7 protein-coding genes are annotated in these 21,145 nt (G+C 73.0%); 2 read left to right on the plus strand and 5 right to left on the minus strand.

What is annotated here, in order from left to right:
* Window positions 1-2: 2 nt before the first annotated feature.
* Together ACFY23_RS30735 and ACFY23_RS30740 are read right to left on the minus strand one after the other, a co-directional pair.
* Window positions 3-446, minus strand: coding sequence for an ABA4-like family protein (locus ACFY23_RS30735; RefSeq protein ID WP_350678794.1), 444 nt, complete (start codon window positions 444-446; stop codon window positions 3-5).
* Complete coding sequence (locus ACFY23_RS30740; RefSeq protein ID WP_350678796.1) at window positions 443-1,378, minus strand: hypothetical protein; 936 nt, start codon at window positions 1,376-1,378, stop codon at window positions 443-445. The genes ACFY23_RS30735 and ACFY23_RS30740 overlap by 4 nt, the downstream gene beginning before the upstream one ends.
* A 275-nt stretch (window positions 1,379-1,653) precedes the next feature.
* On the opposite strand from ACFY23_RS30740, the gene ACFY23_RS30745 reads away from it, so the two are divergent.
* Entirely contained in the window at window positions 1,654-2,025 is a 372-nt protein-coding gene (locus ACFY23_RS30745) for a hypothetical protein (protein ID WP_350678798.1), read from the plus strand.
* Between the two features lie 67 nt (window positions 2,026-2,092).
* Here the strand turns inward: ACFY23_RS30745 and ACFY23_RS30750 are convergent, their stop codons facing one another.
* From ACFY23_RS30750 to ACFY23_RS30760, 3 genes are all read right to left on the minus strand, one after another.
* The gene (locus ACFY23_RS30750) at window positions 2,093-2,572 is read right to left on the minus strand and encodes a hypothetical protein (protein ID WP_350678800.1); all 480 of its coding nucleotides are present in this window, start codon (window positions 2,570-2,572) and stop codon (window positions 2,093-2,095) included.
* Window positions 2,573-2,990: 418 nt separating this feature from the next.
* Window positions 2,991-4,859: an AMP-dependent synthetase/ligase gene (locus tag ACFY23_RS30755; RefSeq protein WP_350678802.1), complete on the minus strand. Its 1,869-nt coding sequence runs from the start codon at window positions 4,857-4,859 to the stop codon at window positions 2,991-2,993.
* Window positions 4,860-4,898: 39 nt separating this feature from the next.
* Complete coding sequence (locus tag ACFY23_RS30760) at window positions 4,899-6,083, minus strand: hypothetical protein (RefSeq protein WP_350678804.1); 1,185 nt, start codon at window positions 6,081-6,083, stop codon at window positions 4,899-4,901.
* Window positions 6,084-6,970: 887 nt separating this feature from the next.
* Here ACFY23_RS30760 and ACFY23_RS30765 point away from each other — a divergent pair.
* On the plus strand, window positions 6,971-21,127 hold the full coding sequence (locus ACFY23_RS30765; protein WP_350819531.1) for an amino acid adenylation domain-containing protein: 14,157 nt from the start codon (window positions 6,971-6,973) through the stop codon (window positions 21,125-21,127).
* Window positions 21,128-21,145: the final 18 nt, after the last annotated feature.

Genomic DNA, 21,145 nt, shown 5'->3' on the forward strand with positions numbered 1-21,145 from the left:
GCCTAGGCGCTACGGCTCGGGGCGGGAACCGTGGTCGTCCACCTGGCCCGGACGCCGAGGTAGGCGGCCAGGCCGAGCGGCCCGAGCAGGATCGTCAGCACCAGCAGCGGCGCCATGACCAGCGACGGGACGCCGCGTTCCCGGCTGTCGAGCCACGCCCACCGGCCGACGAACAGGTCGAACGCGACCATGTGCGCCCAGGCCGCCGCCGCGCCGTCGTCGGTGCCCAGCAGGTCGCGTACGCCGGGGAGGGCCGGGGACGCGACGGCCGGCAGCACCTCGGCGAGCGCCGGGACGACCAGGACCGCGTAGATCGCCAGGATCGGCGCGACGATCAGCGGCGACCTGATGACCCGGCCGGTCACGGACCAGCGCGGCAGCAGGATCATCAGCGCCCAGAACGGCGCGGCCACCGCGAACGTCAGGGTGAACAGCGTCGCGGTCACGCGGCCAGCACCAGTTCCGGTCGGCGCCGACGGGCCACCGCCACCACGCCGGCGCTGGCCGCGGCGGTGGCCACCACCAGGGCCGCCGCAGCGGTCAGGGTGAGCGCGTCCGGCCGCAGCAGCGGCGTCCCGCGCAGCGCCTGCCAGGTGAGCAGGAGCGTGAGCGCGCCGTACGCGCCGCCCGCGACGACCAGCAGCCGCGCCCGGGTGCGCTCGTCGAGTCGCCTGCCGAGGAACCGGCTCAGCAGCATGGCCAGGATCGGCAGCGCCTGCAGCGCGTGCAGCCCCACGAAGTGCCCGATACGCAGGTCCCCGCCGGTGGTGCTCCACCCGACCAGCGGCAGCCCCGGCCCACCGTCCGGTACGCCCACGCTGTGCGCCCCGGCAATCCCTTCGATGCTCTGGGCCTGGTCGGGCATCGCCATCGGTATCGCCACCAGCATGCCGAGCAGCGTCAGGCCGAGTCCCCACCCGATCGCGGTCTTGCCGGCCCGGTTCGCGATCGGCTGCCGCAGCACCGCGATCCCGATGACGACGTGTGCGGCGAACAGCACCATGACCGCCGCACCCATCAGCTGCCACAGGGTGGCGTTCAGCGGACTGGTCTCGTTGAAGTGGCTGGTCGTGCCTCTCAGCACCTGCCCGACGATGATCGCCATCTCCACTACGGACATGGCGACGACGACGGTGGCCGCCCACTCCGCGACCCGGCTGCGCCGCGGCAGCAGGGAGAGCATCCAGGCCAGGGTGGTGCCGTAGAGCACGAAGGACACCGAGAACTTGAACGGCTTGAGCCAGGCCGGCGCGCCGGTGAGGACTCGCGAATCGGCGATGATGCCGACCGCGGAGACGACGGCGAGCGCGGCCATCGCCCAGACGAAGATCATCAGTGGGCGGTTCCACTGCGCGGCCCGACGAAGTGTGGTTGTCATACCGCAGATGCTGCTGCGGGGCCGGGCTGACTTCGCCCGACCTCGAGCCCGGGTTGCGGCCGACGGTCGGAGCGCGTCTCCTCCCTGGGTAGGAGGCGCGTCTCCCGCGCCCGGCGGGCATGAACGCGGCGTGGCCGGAACGCGGGCGCGCCCATCTGCCCTCGGCAACCGACCAGCCTCTGGGGCCGTCCGTTCGCATGATTGACCGTGTTGCACCCGGTTGGCGCTGCTCGTCCCCAGCCGGGCGGGTGCCGGTGGACTGGGGGGAAGCTGTCATGCGGGGCCCGCGCTGGGTGGCGGACGTCGTCGACTCGTACGCCGGTGACGACCGTCCCGCGCACATCTACCGACGGGACGACGCGACGTCGGTGACCCTCACCCGGGGCCAGTTGCGCGACGCGGTGAGCCGCCGCGCCGGTGCGGCCCGGTGGACACCCTCGACGCCCTCCGACCGGGACGGCCGGGGTGGCGCCGGACGGCACGTCGACGACACCCGTGCCGGTCACGGCGCTGGCGGACGGGCCCGCCCACCCCGCCCCCGTGCGGCTGCCGCCGGAGCGCGGCTGCGCCTCTTCGTCAACGCGACCCACACCGAGGCGCAGATCGAGTCGACGGTCGAGGCACTCGCGCAGGAGCACGGCCGGTAGCCGGCACCACCTCGTCGCCCGGCGTCGGACGTAGGTGGCGGCCAGGGCTCTGCCTGATCCGGCGAACCTACGCGGCCACGGCGCGAGACAGGTGGGGCGCCATATGGCGGAGGATCAGCCGACCTGGCTCGGGATATTCGAGTACGACGTCGGGCTGTTGGTCGGCATCCGTGTTTCCATCACCTGCCTTGCCGTGACTGCCGACCCCTCGGGGTGCCGACGCGCCAGCGGTCACGTCGATGTTCACACGCTGCACGTCAGCGTCGGTCTGCGCGAACGGTTCGCTGGTGATCACGGCAAGCGTCGGCTCGGGCTCTCCGTGCTCGGACGGCGAGCCGCCGACGGATGGATTCGGCTTCGACACCAGGCAGCGGCATACCAGACCGCGAGCGTGCAGCGCCCGCGTGAGCTGCCCGACGAAGGTGAGGTGGGAATCGGGGCACGTGACGGCCACACGCAAACCCCTGCCGACCGCCGCGGCTGCGATCGCATCGGCGACGGCGGAGAGCACCTCCCGCTCTCGGGCGATCGCAGAAAGATCATGCACAATTGGCCCCTTCCACCCAGACGTGCCGCTCTGGCGCGTGATGAAGATCCCGCCCGGGTACGCGGGTCTGGCCCCGGCTGCGTCGCCGGAGCGACTTCCACCCCTGCCAGCACAAGCGCAGTGAACGTGGGCGCCTGTTACACCGTCCTCACCAGACTGACCGTTCAGGTGGGCCGCATAGTCCGAAGTACGGCAGCCGACTCAACCGCTGGCCCCACAATCCGACCGGTTGGATCTTGTGCGTCGTCCCCTCTCGGAGCGGCATCCGGCCGCCGTCGCCGACCAACTCGACCGCCGCCCACGCAAACGCTCGGCTGGGAGACCCAGCCGAGCGCCCGCATTGACTACTCGCGCCCGATCAACACGACCAGATGCCGCGGCGCCCCTGGTCCCGGTGAGGACGACTGTCTCGTACGTTTCACCGGCTGTCGGCGTAGAGCGCCTCGATGTCGCTGGCGTAGCGGTCGGTGATGACGCGGCGGCGGAGTTTGAGGGTAGGGGTGAGCTCGCCGGACTCGGGGGTCCAGGGGGACGGGAGGACTCTGAATGCCTTGACCTGCTCGGGCCGGGCGAGCTTGGCGTTCGCTGCCGCGACCGCCGCCGCTATCTCCGACCTGACCCGCTCGTCCTCGGACAGCGCGGCGACGTCCGCCGGGTCGGCGTGGTGCCGGACGGCCCAGGCGGAGAGGGCTTCGGAGTCGAGGGCGACGAGGGCGGTGATGTGGGAGCGGCGGTCGCCGACGGCCATGGCGTGCCCGATGAGCGGGTGCAGGCGCAGCAGGTTCTCCACGCGGGTCGGCGGGACGTTCTTGCCGGTGGAGGTGATGATGAGTTCCTTCTTGCGGTCGGTGATGGCGAGGTAGCCGTCGTCGTCCAGGGTGCCCACGTCGCCGGTGGCGAACCAGCCGTCGGCGTCCGTCAGCGGCTCCACCTCGCCATCGTCGCCGAGGTAGCCGAGGCAGACCAGCGGACCGCGCACGAGGATTTCGCCGTCGGCGGCCAGTCGAAGCTCCATGCCGGGGTTGGGACGCCCGACCGTGCCGGGGCGGAACGCCTCCGGGACGTTGACCGTCGCGGTCGCGGTCGTCTCGGTCATGCCCCAGACCTCGAGGACGTCGATGCCCAGCCCGGCAAGTGAGAACAGGATGTCGACCGGGATGGGCGCGGCGCCGCTGCTGGCCCATTGCAGTCGGTCCAGGCCGAGCTTGGCGCGGATCGGGTTGAGCACCTTCGCGTCGAGAGCCGCCAGTTGCGCCGCCAGGTCGGGCGGGACGGGGCGGCCGGCGGCGCGATGCTCGAAGGCCGTCCGGGCGGCCGTGCTCGCGGTTTCGTAGGCCGCGCGGACCGGGGCGTCGGCGGCCGCCAGTTGCGCCTGCACTCCGGCGGCGATCTTCTCCCACACCCTCGGTACGCCGAAGAACTGGACCGGACGGACCGCGCGCAGCGCGGCGGTGAGCTGCGACTGGTCGGGGCAGGCGGTGACGTGAGCGGCGCGGTAGACGGGTTGGTAGATGCTCAGCATCCGCTCGGCGATGTGCGCGAGCGGAAGGTAGGCGACGGTGTGCGGGTGTGGGGTGAGGCTGACCGCCTCCTCCAGGACGGCGGCCTGGTAGATGACGTTGTGGTGGCTCAGCACCACGCCCTTGGGGTCACCGGTGGCTCCCGAGGTGTAGAGCAGGGTCACCGGGTCCTCCGGCCGGATGGCGCTCCACGTGCGCCGGAACGCGGCGGGGTCGGCGCGGTGCGCCTGGTCCCCCGCCGCGGCGACCTGATGGAGGGCGACGACCCCCGGCTCGTCTGCAGGGGCGTCCACGACGACGACTAGCCGCAGGTCGGGCAGGTCCCCCAGCAGGCCCCTCCACTTGTCGAGCATGGCGGCGTTCTCGACGACGAGGGCGCGAGCCCTGCTGTGCCGGGCGACGTGGCGCAGCTGTTCCGGGCTCGACGTCGGGTAGACGCTGCACGGCACCGCGCCGGCGTGTACGGCCGCGAGGTCGGCCAGCCAGTGCTCCGGCCGATTGCCCATCATGAGTAGCAGCCGGTCACCTGGTTGCACGCCCAGGGCCGAGAAGCCCCGGGCCAGTACGGTCACCCGCTGGTGCAGCTCGGCCCAGGTGAGGGTCTCCTCCTGCCCCAGGCAGCTGAGTGCGGGGAGGTCACCGAACGCGTCGGCGTTGCGCTGCACCAGCGCCGGCACGGTCAGACCATCGGCGGCGGCCGCGCATCGAGCAGCGACCGCCGCCGTGTCCGGGGTGGCCCGGACGTCGACACGGGTTCCAGGGACCATGTGGTGGGCTCCGGTCAGTAGTGTCCGATGGAAGGGAGATCAGTTCGCCGGGGTGCCGACGAGGTACTGGTGCGCATCGGTGACGTGCTGGGCCAGGTAACGCATGAACGGGGTGCCTCCGGTGCCGGTCTCGACCGGGTTGGCCGAAGAGTTCTGCTGCTGGCCACGGATGTACGTTCCCGCGTACTCCATGTGCTGACGGCGGAACTCGGTGGCCCCCTCGATGCAACGGTCGTAGGCGGCCACGAGCGCCGCGTCGTCGGCGTGCTCCAGGACGAAGGTGCGCACCGACGTCCGCTTGCCGAACTCCTCGATCAGCGCACGATGGGACGGCGGCATGTAGTCGCGGAGCTGGATCAGGTGCGCGCCGAGGGTGTCCTGGCTGTAGTCCATGCCCAGCACGGCGTCCAGCGCCGGGATGATGGAGCTCTGCGCGCCGGTCTCGCCACGGAACTTCTGTCCCTGGTCGCCGTAGGCGGTGACGCCCTCGTACACCACACCGTCGGGCAGTGCGGGGTTGTCCATCCATCCGAAGATGAACTGGCGTACGCGGTGGTAGTAGACGTACGGGTCGCACTTCTCCGGCATCCGCCGCAGGATGGCGATCATGTTCTCCAGCGTCTGGCCGACGGTGTCGAGGTGCGTGGCAACGGCTGCCACGTCACCGGCCGCCGCGGCGTCCTGCGCCAGCGCGGCCGCGCAGATGCCCGGGCCCGCCGACGCCTCGATGGCCACGTGCACGAGGACGAACCAGTCCTCGTCGAGCCCGCCGCGGAAGTTCTCCAGCCGCACGATGTTGCCGAGTGCGATCGGGCCGTCCGGATCCAGCCGGCGCCAGTTGTAGAGCGCGTGCGAGGCGTAGGACAGCACGGGCGGGCGGCCCAGCTTCGTCGCCGTCTCGTACCACGGTTTGGCAACGCAGGCCGGCAGTCGGTGGCGCGGTTCCTCGCCGCCGAAGACGTAGGCGTGTCCGAGGTAGGAGAGCAGGAGCATCGCCCGGTTGAGCTCGTTGCGGTCGAGATCGGCGATGTCGAGCTCGGGCAGCCGTTCGATCCACTCGTGCACCCGGCCGGCGCTGAGCAGCTTCGGAATCTCGACGGCCATGTCCTCCCATGCCTGATAGGCCTCCGGGAGTCGCCGCACGGGATCCTCGGTCGGCAGGAAGCCGCGCTCGGTGTCCACGCCGTGCCGCGCAAGCAGATCGGATGCTGTTTCGTTCTGCACTGATCCTCCTCAAAGCCCTGTACGGAAGGGTGTCGTGATGTGGGGGGCGGTGTCGCAGGCCGCGGCGGGCGGGCAGGACAGAATGCGGTCGCCGGTCGGCCGGTCGCATCACCCGACGTGGGTGACGAAGTGCGGCCGAAACACCCGGTAATCCTGCGGGGCGCCACGCTTAACGAGCCGCAACAGCCGACGGCGCCATAGACGCAGGAGGATGTGTGGGCACAACCCTAGGTGCGCCTCGGGCCTGCGTCAAGCATGGATGGACGTCTCAGTGAGTTGCTCGAAATAAACGCGTTCCGATGCGTCATTAGGCCTTGACGCTCCACAGCGGCGTCGGTTGTACTGATCTCCAGAACATTGGCGGTCATCGTATGACCATGATCATCCGACCGCCTGCCAGCAAGCGAAACGGGGGACGTTGTACGTGATCAACATGGCTGTGGCAGCCCGGCGCACACCCCAGGGGAGCTGGCGCCGGGCTTTTCATGTCGCGTCGCCGTCAGCGGCGCGACCTGTGTGTGATCCCGAGACGGATGCGTGCTGAGCGTGCTGGCCTGCGCAAACTCTGCGTCGAGGCAGCCTGTGGGAAGTCGCTCGCGGCTGCCGGCCGTGCATGGCGTCGTCCGCAACCGACGTCAGGCCCTCCTGGTCTGATCGGTCGCGTCGGCCTGCCGGATTTTTTGCCAGCGGGTTCCGGCCACTGATTTCCGCATTCTTCACCCAGCGTTAACGGCCGGTTATATGGCGGCGCGGGAATGCTCTCCGCTCGTCGACGAAATTGCTGAGTAACCCCGACCTTCGCAGGTCGTGAGGCTGGCGCCCTGCTTGCCTGCCGCATGGCAATTACCCACGGTTAGAAGATTTACGGGGGTAGATTAGTGCTTCGTATGGAGGATTCGGCGGCAGCCAGCCGGCCGGCGACCAGCCTTCCGCTGTCCTCGGCCCAGTCCGGGATCTGGTTCGCCCAACGGCTGGAGCCGGAGAGCGCAATCTACCGGGCCAGTGAGTACCTGGAGATACACGGCGCCGTGGATCCCGAGGTCTTCGAGCGGGCGCTGCGTACCGTGGTGGGCGAGGCGGACGCGCTGCACGTGCGCTTCACCGAGACCGCCGACGGGCCGAGACAATCGGTGCACGAATGTCCGCAGTGGACACTGCACCGGGTCGACGTGAGTGGCGCCGCCGATCCGCGCGCGGCGGCCGAGGAATGGATGCGGGTCGACCTGACCCGGCCGGTCGACCTCACCCGCGGGCCACTGTTCACCCAGGCGCTGTTCGCCGTCGCGCCTGACCGGTGGTTCTGGTACCACGCCTACCACCACATCCTCATCGACGGTGCCGGCGGCGCCCTGCTCGAACGACGGGTCGCGGAGGTCTACACCGCGCTCGTCGAGGAACGGCCGGTGCCGCCCTCGCCGTTCGGCTCGGTGCTCGACCTGCACCGTGAACAGCGGGAGTACGAAGACTCCGACGCCTACCTGGCCGATCGCAGGTTCTGGTTGGAGCAACTCGCCGACACACCGCCGCCGCTGGCGATGACCACGCGCAAGCTGCACCGGTCGGCGGAGTTCGTGCGTCACCGCGACCGGCTCTCTTCGCCGGGACAGGCCGCCCTGGACCGGGCGGCGGAGACGGCGGGGGTCGGCGCGGCCCGCATCGTGATCGCGGCCATCGGCGCCTACCTGCACCGGCTGACCGGCGCCCGTAGCGTGGTGCTGGGTTTTCCGGTGGCCGTGCGGCGTGGCGGCGCCGGCCGTACGACGCCGGGCATGCTCGCCAACGTGCTGCCGCTACGGCTGGAGATCACTCCGTCGACGGGGGTGGCGGACCTCGTCGCGCAGGCCCGGATCCGCATCCGCGAGGTGCTCGAACGCCAGCGCTTCCGTGGTGAGGAGCTGCGCCGCGAGCTGGCGCTGCCGACCGGGCACCACCGGTACTTCGGGCCGATGGTCAACGTCATCCCCCTCGGGCCGGACCTGCGCTTCGGCACGGCCACCAGCACGGCGTACAACATGTCCCGGCGGCTCATCGAGGACCTGGTCGTCACCGTCTACGACCGCGACGACGGACGCCCGATCGAGGTCGAGTGCGACGCCAACCCGGCGCTGTACGACGAGGCGACGCTCGCGGTCCGGCACCGGCAACTGATCGGTTTCCTGGAGCGGTTCGCCACCGCCGTCGCCGACCCGGAGCAGCACGGCACGGCCGTCGGCGACGTGCCGCTGCTCGACGACGCCGATCGACACGAGATCCTGGTACGTCGTAACCGCACCCGCCGCCCCGCGCCACCACGGACGTTCCCGGAGCTCTTCGCGGACGCGGTGGACAGGTTCGGTGACCGGCCCGCGGTCGAGTACGAGGGCACGCGGCTGACCTATCGGCAACTGGCCGAGCGGAGCGACCGTCTCGCCGGCCTGCTGGCCGCCCAGGGCATCGGCGCCGAGGACGTCGTCGCCGTCGTCACGCCCCGGTCAGCCGAGTTCGTCGTCGCGGTCCTCGGCGTGATGAAGGCCGGCGCCGCCTACCTGCCGATCGACCCGCGGTACCCGACGGCGCGGATCCAGTACCTGCTGCGTGACGCGAAACCCGCCGCGGTCATCACCGCCGCGGCAACCACCGGTCCCGTGGGCGACCTGGCCGACCGGGTCGGCGTGCCGCACGTGGCGCTCACCGACGGCCTGCTCGCCGCCGCCCCCGGCGCACCGGCGCCCACGCCGCCCGGCGTCGCGCACCCGGCGTACGTCATCTACACCTCCGGCTCGACCGGCCTGCCCAAGGGTGTGGTCGTCTCGCACGCCGGGCTGGCCAGCCTGGCCGGCGCGTTCATCGAGCGCCTGGTCGTCACGCCGGGCGACCGGGTGCTCCAGTTCGCCTCGCCGAGCTTCGACGCCGTCGTACCCGAGATGTGCATGGGCCTGCTGGGCGGGGCGACGTTCGTCCTGGCACCGCAGGAGCGGCTGCGGCCCGGTGAACCGTTGACGTCCCTGCTCGCCGACGGTGGCATCACGCACGTCATCCTGCCTCCGTCGGCGCTGACCGTGATGCGCCCGGCGGAGGTCCCCGGCCGCGTCACCATCCTGGTGGCGGGGGAGGCGTGCCCGCCGGACCTGGTCGCCCGCTGGGCACCCGGCCGGCGCATGGTCAACGGGTACGGCCCGACCGAGACCACCGTCTGCGCCACGATGAGCGAGCCGATGAGCGCCGACGCGCCCATCGGCGCCCCGATCTGGAACGCCGCGGTGTACGTCCTGGACGCCCGGCTGCGGCCGGTGCCCGACGGCGTCCCCGGTGAGCTGTACGTCAGCGGCATCGGCCTGGCCCGCGGCTACCTGGGCCGCCACGGCCTGACCGCGGAGCGCTTCGTCGCCGACCCGTTCGCGGGTGCGGCGGAACAGTCGACGTTCGCGGGCGAGGCGGGACGCGGCGGCCGGATGTACCGCACCGGCGACCTGGCGCAGTGGCGCCCCGACGGGACGCTGGAATTCCTGGGCCGGGTCGACGACCAGGTCAAGGTGCGCGGCCACCGGATCGAGCTCGGCGAGATCGAGGCGGCCCTGAGCCGGCTGGACGGAGTCGGGCAGGCCGCCGTCGCGCTCTGGCCGGGCAGCGCCGGCCCCCGCCTCGTCGGCTACCTGCGCGCGGCCGACGGCCGCCCGCTGGACACCGACGCGCTGCGCGCCGCGCTCGCCGAGGAACTTCCCGCCCACCTCGTTCCGGCCGTACTCGTGGAGCTGGACAGCTTCCCGCTGACGCCCAGCGGAAAGGTTGATCGAAAGGCCCTCCCGGAGCCCTACGCGGACCGCCCGGCCTCGACGGCGGCCACCCCCGCCACGGAACGGGAGACGGCCCTGTGCGCGGTTTTCGCCGACGTGCTGCAGGTGCCCGAGGTCGGCGTCGACAGCGACTTCTTCCGGCTCGGCGGGCACTCGTTGCTCGCCGCGCAGCTCGTCCGGCGGATCAGCGAGGAGTTCGGCGTCGACGTCGGCATCGACGCGGTGTTCAACGCGCCGACCGTACGCGGACTCGCCGCGCGTCTGGACGGCCGGCCCGCTCGACAGCCGGTCGCGGCGCTGCGCGGTGCCGGCGTCGTCTCGTCCGCCCAACGGCGGCTGTGGTTCATCTACCAGCTCGACGGGCCGAGCGCCGCGTACAACATCCCTCTGCTGGTGCGGTTTCGGGGTCGGCTCGACGTCGCCGCCCTGCGCGCCGCGGTCACCGACGTGGCCGAGCGACACGAGCCGCTGCGGACGGTCTTCCCGGACGACGGCGGTGAGCCGTGGATGCGGGTGCTGCCGGCCTCCGCGGTCGCGCTGCCCGAGGCCGTGGCCGTGCCGGACGACGAGCTGACCGCCACCCTGGCCGAGGCCGCCGCCCACCCCTTCGACCTGGCGACGGAGCCGCCGCTGCGACCGCGCCTGTTCACGGTCGCCGACGACGACCACGTGCTGCTGGTGCTGCTGCACCACATCGCCGCGGACGCCGGGTCGATCGGGCCCCTCGTCACCGATCTGGCGTACGCCTACCGGGCGCGGGTGAGCGGCGCGCTGCCGTCGTGGCCGCCGCTTCCGGTGCGCTACATCGACTTCGCAGCCTGGCAACACGAGGTCCTCGGCGACGTGGCCGACCCGGCCAGCGTCGCGGCCCGGGACGCCGGCTACTGGCGCAAGGCCCTCGCCGGGCTGCCCGAACAGATCGACCTGCCCGGTGCCCGCACGGTGCCCGCCGAACCCACCGGCCGCGCCGCCACCGCGATGGTCTGCCTGGATCCGGCGGCGCACGGCGAGCTGCTCGTCCTGGGTCGCGCCGAGGGCGCCACCCTGTTCATGGTGTTGCAGGCCGGTCTCGCGGCGCTACTGACCCGTCTCGGCTCCGGCACCGACATCCCCGTCGGCATCCCGGTCGCCGGGCGCACGGAGGACGCCGTCGCCGGTCTGGTCGGGCTCTTCGTCAACACCGTGGTGCTGCGGGCGGACACCGCGGGCAACCCGACGTTCCGCGAGCTGCTCCGGCGGGTCCGCGACACCGGCCGGGACGCCCTGGCGCACCAGCGGCTGCCGTTCGAGACGCTCGTCAGCCTGCTCAACCCGGTCCGGGTGGCCGGCGGGCACCCGCTGTTCCGGGTCATGCTCGCCCTCGACAGCTCCTCGGCGGCACCGCCGGACCTGCCGGACCTCACCGCCGAGGTGTCGGTGATCGACGCCGGCGTGGCCAAGTACGACCTGTCCCTCAACGCGCGGGAGCTGCCCGCGGGCGGGGTCACGATCGGCGTCGAGTACAGCCTCGACCGGTTCGAACCCGCCGCGGCCGAGGCACTCGCCGACCGGCTGGTGCGGCTGCTCGTCGCCGCGGCGGCCACGCCGGACCGCCCGATCGGCGCGCTGCCGCTTCTGGCGCCGGCCGAGCACGAGCGCGTGGTGCACGCCTGGAACGACACCGGCTGCCCGACCGAACTCACCGACGTCGTCGAGGCGGTGCGTGCGCACGCGCGGAGCAGGCCCGACGCGGTGGCGGTGCAGGACGCGGCGGGACCGGTCACCTACCGCGACCTGCTAGGCCGGGCCGACGCGGTGACCGGCCAGCTACTCGCGGCCGGCACCCCTGCGGAGGGGCGGGTCGCGGTCCTCGCGCCGCGTGGCACCGGCGTGATCACCGCGCTGCTCGGCGCGCTCGGCGCGGGTGCCGCGTACGTGCCGCTCGACCCGGCCGCACCCGAGGCCCGCAACGCCGCGCTGCTCGCCGACACCGGCGCCGGAATCGTGCTCGCCGACCCGACGCTGAACGAGTACGCCGAGCGCGTGGTGGCGCTGTCCGGATGCGACGTGCGGGTGCTGAACCTCGTCGGTCAGGCCGCCGGCGGCCCCGCGAACGCGGTACCCCGACACGATCTCGGTCTCGCCTACGTCCTGTTCACCTCCGGCTCCACGGGCCGCCCGAAGGGTGCGATGGTGCACCGGGCCGGCATGGCCAACCACCTGGAGGCGAAGGTCGATGAGCTCGGGCTGACCGCGCACGACATCGTGGTCCAGAACGCCCCGCTCACCTTCGACATCTCGATCTGGCAGATGCTCGCGCCGCTGGTCGTCGGCGGCCGGGTACGCGTGCCGGACCGGGACACCGTCACCGACCCGGTCGCGCTGTTCCGGCTCGCCGCGGACGAGGCCGTGACGGTGTTGGAGGTCGTGCCCTCCGTACTGCGGGTCGCACTGGACGCCTGGGACGACGGCGACCCGGCGCCGGCGCTGCCGGCGCTGCGCGCGCTCATGGTGACCGGCGAGGAACTCGCCCACGACCTCTGCGACCGGTGGTTCGCCCGGTACCCGGCGATCGACCTGGTCAACGCGTACGGGCCCACGGAGTGCGCCGACGACGTGACCCACGCGCGGCTCACCTCGACGTCGCTCGACGGACACGCTCCCGTGCCGATCGGCACCGCGATTCGCAACACCCGGCTGTACGTGCTGGGACCGAGCCTCGACGTCCTGCCCGCCGGGATCCCCGGTGACCTCTACGTCGGCGGCGTCGGCGTCGGCCGGGGCTACCTCGGCGATCCGGCGACCACGGCGCGGACGTTCGTCGCCGACCCGTTCGCCACCCAACCCGGCGGCCGGCTCTACCGCACCGGCGACCGGGCCCGCTACCGGGCCGACGGCGCGCTCGAGTTCCTCGGCCGCGACGACTTCCAGGTCAAGATCCGTGGCCAGCGGGTCGAGCTCGGTGAGGTGGAGAGCCACCTGCGCGCGCTGCCGGAGGTCACCGACGCCGTGGTGACGGTGGTCCGCGACGCCGACGGGCGCGACCGCCTGGCCGGTTACCTGGTCGGTCCCGGCGACTACGGACAGGTTCGCAAGGAGCTGTCCGGCGTACTGCCGGAGCACATGGTCCCGAGCGTGTTCGTCACGCTCGACGCGTTGCCGCTGACCGCCAACGGCAAACTCGACCGGGCGGCACTGCCGGTACCCGTCGTCGCCGGGACCGGCGGGCGGTCCGGTCGCGGGCCCGTGGAGGAGATCATCGCCGGTGTCTTCGCCGACGTCCTTGGAATCTCCCGGGTCGGCGTCGACGACAGCTTCTTCGACCTGGGCGGGCACTCCCTGCTGGCCACCCGCGTGATGAGCCGGCTGCGGCAGGTACTGGGCGTGGAGCTGCCGGTGCGGGCGCTGTTCGACGCGCCGACCGCCGCCGCCCTGGCCGGCCGGACCGCGACGACCCGCGACCGGGCCCGGCCCGCACTGACCGCCCGGCCCCGCCCCGACGTGGTGCCGCTGTCGTACGCGCAGCGCCGGCTGTGGTTCCTCAACCGGCTCGAAGGGGCGAAGGCCACGTACAACATCCCGTTCGTGGTCCGGATCGACGGCGCCCTCGACCGGGCCGCGCTGCGGGCGGCGCTCGCCGACCTCGTGGGTCGCCACGAGAGCCTGCGGACGCTCTACCCCGAGGCCGACGGGGCACCCCGGCAGGTGGTGCTGCCGCCCGACGCCGGGGTGCCGGACCTGCCCGTGCGCGACTGCGCACCGGACCGGGTCGCGGCCGAGGTCGCGGAGCTGGCCGGCGCGGGCTTCGACCTCACCGCCGAACCGCCGCTGCGGGCCTGGCTGCTGGCCACCGGCACGGACCGGCACGTCCTCGTCCTGGTGCTGCACCACATCGCCGGTGACGGTTGGTCCACCGGGCCGCTGGCCCGGGACCTCTCCACCGCGTACGCGGCGCGCCGCTCCGGCCTCGCGCCACGGTGGACGCCGCTGCCGGCGCAGTACGCCGACTACGCGCTCTGGCAGCGCGAGTGGCTCGGCAGTGAGCAGGACCCGGACAGCCCGATCGCCCGGCAGATGGCGTACTGGACGCAGGCCCTCGCGGACCTGCCCGAGGAGTTGGCCCTGCCGGTCGACCGGCCCCGGCCGGCGGTGCCGTCCGAGCGGGCGGGCCTGCTCCGCTTCGCCCTCGACGCGCGATCGCACGCCGACGTCGCCGCGCTCGCCCGGTCGACCGGCACGACGGTCTTCATGGTGCTCCACGCGGCGCTCGCCGCGCTGTTCACGCGGCTCGGCGCAGGCACCGACGTGCCGATCGGCGGGTCGGTCGCCGGCCGCACCGACGAGGCCCTCGACGACCTGATCGGGTTCTTCGTCAACACCCTCGTTTTGCGCACCGACACCGGCGGCGACCCGGCCTTCACCGAGATGCTGGCCCGCGTCCGCGAGACCGACCTGGCCGCCTACGAGCACCAGGACCTGCCGTTCGAGCGCCTTGTGGAGATGCTCAACCCGGCCCGGACCCTGTCGCGCCACCCGCTGGTGCAGGTGAAGCTGATCCTCCAGAACGTGGTGCGGTCCAGCTTCGAGCTGGCCGGTCTCGATGTCGAACTCGACCCGGTCGATCCGGAGATGGCGAAGTTCGACCTTCTGCTGACCGCCGTCGAGCGGGCCGCGCCGGACGGCACCCCGCTCGGCATCGACGGTGCGGCGAGCTATGCCGCCGACCTGTTCGACGAGGCCACCGTCGAGCTGCTGCTGGAGCGCTACCTGCGGCTCCTGCGCGCGTTCGTGGCCGACCCGGCGACCCGGATCGGGTCGGCGCCGTTGCTGTCGGACGAGGAACGCCGCGCCGCGCTGGCGGCGGCGGCCGGTCCGCGGCAACCGGTGACCGGGGAGACTCTCGTCGACCTGTTCGCCGCCCAGGTGGCGCGCACGCCGGACGCCCCGGCGGTGGTCTGCGGCACCGAGAGCCTGACGTACGCGGCGCTGGACGAGCGGGCCGGGCGGCTGGCCCATGCCCTCGTGGCGCGCGGAGCCGGACCGGAGCGCGTCGTGGCGATGGCGGTGCCCCGCTCGGCCGAGCAGGTCGTGGCGGTGCTCGCGGTGCTGCGCAGCGGCGCGGCGTATCTGCCGCTGGACGCCGCGCTGCCGGCCGGACGGGCGGCGGCCGTGCTCACCGAGGCGGCGCCGTGCCTGTTGCTCACCACCGGCGAGGTGGCCGACCGATGGACCGCCGACGTCCCCACGCTGATCCTCGGTGGTGACGACGCCGACGGCGGCGACGCGCCCTGGCCGGCCGGGCCGCCCGGTGACCGGCACGCCGCGTACGTCATCTACACCTCCGGCTCGACGGGACGACCCAAGGGCGTCGTCGTGGAGCATCGCTCCGTCGTGGACTACGCCAGGCGCGCCGCCGGGTCGTACCCGGGAATCGACGGCGTGACCCTGCTGCACTCACCAATCGCCTTCGACCTGGTCGCCACGACGCTCTACGGCTCGCTGCTGGCCGGTGGCTGCCTGCACGTGGCCGACCTGGACGACACCACCGTGCCGCCGACCGGCCGGTACACGTTCCTCAAGGTCACCCCGAGCCACCTGCCGCTGCTGGCCACCCTGCCGGAGGCCTGCTCGCCCACCGCGACGCTGATGCTCGGCGGCGAGGCGCTCACCGGTGAGCTGCTGCGACAGTGGCGGGAGCGGCACCCGGACGTCACCGTCGTGAACCACTACGGACCGACCGAGGCGACCATCGGCTGCCTGGACCACCACATTCCGCCCGGCGTCACCCCCGGGCCGGGACCGGTGCCGATCGGCCGTCCGATGACCAACACCGGCGCCTACGTTTTCGACGCCTTCCTCAACCCGGTGCCCGACGGCGTCGCCGGTGAGCTGTACATCGGCGGGACGGGCCTCGCCCGCGGCTACCTGCGGCGCCCCGGCCTGACCGCCGAACGCTTCGTTCCCGACCCGTTCACGCCCGGCGAACGGATGTACCGCACGGGCGACCTGGTACGACGCGGCGCCGACGGGACCGTCGAGTACCTGGGCCGCACCGACGACCAGGTCAAGGTACGCGGGTTCCGGATCGAACCCGGTGAGGTGTCGGCCGTGCTCGCCGCGCATCCGGCGGTGTCGGCCGCCGCGGTGGTCGTGCGCGAGGACCAGCCGGGGGAGAAGCGGCTCGTCGGCTACGCCGTGACGGCGGCCGATCCCGATCAGCTCCGCGCGCACCTGGCCGAACGGCTGCCCGAGTACCTCGTTCCGGCCGTCGTCGTGCCGCTCGACGTCCTGCCGCTGACCGCCAACGGCAAGCTGGACCGCCGGGCGCTACCCGCGCCGGTCGCCGCCGGCCGGGCCCACCGCCGCCGGCCGCGCGACCCGCAGGAAGAGATCCTGTGCGGGCTCTTCGCCGAACTGCTCGACGTCGCCGACGTCGGCATCGACGAGAACTTCTTCGACCTCGGCGGGCACTCGCTGCTGGCGATGCGACTGCTCAGCCGGATCCGCTCGGTGTTCCGGGCGGAGCTGTCGATCCGGGCGATCTTCGACGCGCCGACGGTGGTCGCGCTCGCCGAACGGCTCAAGGCCGCCGGTGGCCGCACCCGCCCCGCCGTGACGGCCGCCGAGCGGCCCGAGGTCGTGCCGCTGTCCTACGCGCAGCGCCGGCTGTGGTTCCTCAACCGGCTCGAAGGACCGAACGCGACGTACAACATCCCACTGGTGCTGCGCCTCACCGGAGCCCTGGACCGGCTCGCCCTGACCGCGGCGCTGACCGACGTGGTGGCCCGGCACGAGAGCCTGCGTACCGTCCTGCCGGAAGTCGACGGCCTGCCCCGGCAGGTGGTCCTGTCGCCGGCCGCGGCCGCCACCGAGCTGGCCGTGCGCGACTGCACCGACGAGGAACTCGCCGCCACCCTCGCGGGACTGGTCAACCGCGGCTTCGACCTGACCACCGACCTTCCGCTGCGCGCCACGCTGCTCGTGCTCGGCCCGCGGGAACACGTGCTGGTCGTGGTCGTGCACCACGTTGCCGGCGACGGCTGGTCCCTCGGGCCGTTCGGCCGCGACCTGGCGCACGCGTACGCGGCCCGGCGGGCCGGTGGCGTGCCCACCTGGGCGCCGCTGCCGGTCCAGTACGCCGACTACGCACTGTGGCAGCACCGGTGGCTGGGCGACGAGGACGACCCGGAGAGCCCGCTCGCGCAGCAGTTGGCCTACTGGACGATCGCGCTCGCCGGAGCTCCCCAGGAGCTGTCTCTGCCGACCGACCGGGTACCGCCGGCCGTACCGACCCACCGCGGTGACTCGGTGCCGTTCGCCCTCCCGCCGCGGGTCCACCGCGGCCTCCTGGCCCTGGCGCGGTCGACGGGGACGAGTGTGTTCATGGTGGTGCAGGCGGCGCTGGCGGCGTTGCTGACCCGGTTGGGCGCGGGGTCGGATGTGCCGATCGGTACGCCGGTGGCGGGCCGGTCCGACGACGCGCTCGACGAGTTGGTGGGGTTCTTCGTCAACACGTTGGTGTTGCGGACGGACACGAGTGGGGATCCGTCGTTCCGGGAGTTGCTGGGTCGGGTGCGTGAGGCTGACCTGGCGGCGTACGGGTATCAGGATCTGCCGTTCGAGCGTCTGGTGGAGGTGCTCAACCCGGTGCGGTCGCTGGCGCGGCATCCGCTCTTCCAGGTCATGCTGATCCTGCACAGCGCCACGCCGGTCGGCTTCGACCTCGACGGGTTCGAGATCGAACCGATCCCCGTCGAGGCCGCCACCGCCAAGTTCGACCTGTCCTTCAGCCTCACCGAGCAGCGTGACGCCGAGTCGAACCCGGCCGGCATCCACGGCCTCGTGGAGTACGCCACCGACCTGTTCGACCGCGCGACCGTCGAGACCGTCGCGGCCCGCCTGGCCCGGCTGCTCGACGCCGTCGTGGCCCAACCTGAGGCCCGCATCAGCGCCATCGACCTGCTGGGCGCCGAGGGGCGGCGCGAGCTGCTGGTCAGCGGCAGCGGCGTCACCCGGCCGGTGCCCGACGGCACCCTGCCCTCGCTGTTCCGCGCCCGGGCCGCCCGTGAGCCCGACCGGATCGCCCTCGTACACGGCGACACCACGCTCACCTACGCCGAACTCGACCGCCGCTCCGACCGGCTGGCCGCCGCGCTCGTCGCACGCGGAATGCTCCCCGAGGCCCGGGTGGCCGTCCTGACGGGCCGGTCGTGGCAGTACCCCGTGGCCGTGCTGGGCGTGCTGAAGGCCGGCGGAAGCTACCTGCCGCTGGACCCCCGGAACCCGTCCGCGCGGCTGCGCCGCATGATCGCCGAGACCGGCGCGGTAGCGCTCGTCACCGACCGCGAGCACCTGGTCGACGAGCCGCCGCTGCACCCGCAGACGCTGCTGGCCGACGAGTCCGGTCCGGACGCGCACGGCGGACCGCCGGTCGAGGTCCGGCCCGGGCAGCTCGCCTACGTGCTCTACACCTCGGGTTCGACCGGCACCCCGAAGGGTGTCGCGGTCACCCACCGCAGCGTCGTCGACCTGGTCGCGGACGGGTGGTGGCGGCACGGGCCCGACGACCGCGTCCTCATGCACTCGCCGTACGCCTTCGACGCCTCCACCTACGAGCTGTGGGGACCGCTGCTGACCGGCGGCCGGGTCGTCGTGGCCGACGGCGACGGCATGGACCTGGCCGCGCTGGCGGACACGATCGTGCGGCACGGCGTCACCCGGCTGCTCATGGCCGAAGGCCTGTTCCGGCTGCTCGCCACCGAGCACACCGGTGCGCTGGCCGGCGTGCGCGACGTCTACGTCGGCGGCGACGCGATGTCGCCGGCCATCGCCTCGCGCGTGCTCGCCGCCCACCCCGGTCTGCGGCTGACCAACAGCTACGGCCCGACCGAGACCACGCTCGCCGTCGCGCACCACGCGCTGACCCGGCCGCTGCCCGCCGAGCGTCCGGTGCCGATCGGCCGCGCGATGGACAACACCCGGCTGTACGTGCTGGACGATCGGCTCGCGCCCGCGCTGCCCGGTACGCCCGGCGAACTCTACGTGGCCGGTGAGGGGCTCGCCCGCGGCTACCTGGGCCGCGCCGGGCTGACCGCTGAACGCTTCGTCGCCGACCCCTTCGCCACCGACGGCACCAGGATGTACCGCACCGGCGACCAGGTGCGGCAACGGCCCGACGGGGAGCTGGAGTTTCTCGGCCGCACCGACGACCAGGTGAAGGTGCGCGGGTTCCGGATCGAGCTGGGCGAGGTGGAGGCGGCCCTCGCCGCCTGCCCGGGCGTCGGGCAGTCCGCCGTGCTGGTCCGCGAGGACCGGCCGGGTGAGCGGGCGCTGGTGGGCTACGTGGCGCCGGCCCGGGGAACCGGGGCCACGACGATGCCCGACGTCGCCGTGATCCGCGACCGGATCGCCGAGGCGTTGCCGGACTACATGGTTCCGGCGGTACTGATCGCGGTGCCCCGGATCCCGCTCAACACCAACGGCAAAGCCGACCGGGCGGCGCTGCCGGCACCCACGATGATGCCGACCGCCGAGGGCCGCGGGCCACAGACCCGGACCGAAGAGGTACTGACCGCCATCGTCGCCACGCTGTTGCACCGGCCGACGGTGTGGCCGAGCGACAACTTCTTCACCATCGGCGGCGACAGCATCGTCGCCATCCAACTGGTGAGCCGGGCCCGCGCCGCCGGCATCGTGTTCACCCCACGCGACGTGTTCCGGCACCAGACCGTCGCCGACCTCGCCCGGGTCGCGCGCGTCGACGAGAACCCCGCGGGGACCGGGCCAGCCGCGGCCGACGGCGTCGGCGAGGTCCCCGAGACCCCGGTGATGGGCTGGCTGCGCGAACTCGGCGGACCGATCGCCGGGTTCAACCAGTCCGTTCTCCTGGCGGTGCCGGCTGGCCTCGGGTTGCAGAGGCTGACGGTGGCGGTGCAGGCACTGGCGGACCACCACGACCTGCTCCGCGCCCGGCTGCTCCGCGACGGTCCGGCCTGGCGCCTGGCCGTGCCGCCGGTCGGCACGGTGCGGGTGGACGACTGGGTGCGCCGCGTCACCGTCCAGGCCGTCGAAGGCTCGGTCTTCCGCAACCTGGTGGCCGCGGAGGGCGAGCGCGCCCGGCGCCGCCTCGATCCCGACGCGGGGGTGACGGCGCAGATCGTCTGGTTCGACCCGGGCCCGGACCGGCCCGGACGGCTGCTGCTCGTCATGCACCACCTGGTGGTCGACGGGGTCTCCTGGCGCATTCTCGTGCCGGACCTGGCGGCGGCCTGGGAGGCCGTCGCCGCCGACCGGCCGGTGCGGCTGGAACCGGTCGCCACCTCCTTCCGCCGCTGGACGCAGACCCTCACCGAGCACGCCCACCGCCCCGAGCGGCTCGCCGAGCTGGAGCTGTGGAGCGCGGTGACGCAGCGGCCCGACCCCCTCGCCGTGGCCTACCCGCTCGACCCGGCCCGCCACCGGGCGGGCGGCGTGCGGTCGGTGACCGTGCCGGTGCCCGGCGACCTCACCGAGGACCTGCTGACCGGTGTGCCCGCGGCCTACCACGCCCGGATCGACGACGTCCTGCTCACCGCGCTGGCGATCGCGGTCGCCCGGTGGCGGGCCGGAATGGTCGCCGACGCCGGCGACGAGACCTCGGTGGTCGTCGCGGTCGAGGGACACGGCCGCGAGGCGGTCGACCCAGAACTCGACGTGAGCCGCACGATCGGCTGGTTCACCTCGCTGCACCCCGTGCGGATCGACCCCGGAGCACTGGCGCCGGACGCGGTCGAGACGGCCGGTCCCGACCTCGGCGAAGCCCTCAAGCGGGTCAAGGAGCAACTGCGCGCGTTCCCCGACAAGGGCATCGGCTACGGACTCCTGCGGTACCTCAACCCCGAGACCTCGGCCCAGCTAGCGGCCGCACCGCCGCCGGTCGCGTTCAACTACCTAGGCCGGCTGCGCACCGGCGGCGACGGCGGACCGGAGGCGACCGGCTGGACCGGCGTGGCCGGCGGGCCCTACGTCGCGGCGACCGACCCGGACCTGCCGGTGGCGCACGCGCTCGCCCTCAGCGCGGCGACCTACGACGGCGCGGACGGCCCGAGGCTCAGCGCCACCTGGACCTGGCCGGACGGGCTCTTCGACGAGGAGCGGGTCCGGGCGCTGGCCGAGCTCTGGGTCACCGTGCTGGACGCGATCGCCACGCACGTACGCCGTCCCGGCAGCGGCGGCTCGACGCCGTCGGACCACCCCCTCGTCCAGCTCAGTCAGCAGGAGCTGGACGAGCTCGAAGCCGAATGGGGCGCCTGACGCCACCACCGTCCGCAC

Source organism: Micromonospora sp. NPDC000121 (assembly GCF_042899165.1).
GTDB lineage: Bacteria > Actinomycetota > Actinomycetes > Mycobacteriales > Micromonosporaceae > Micromonospora.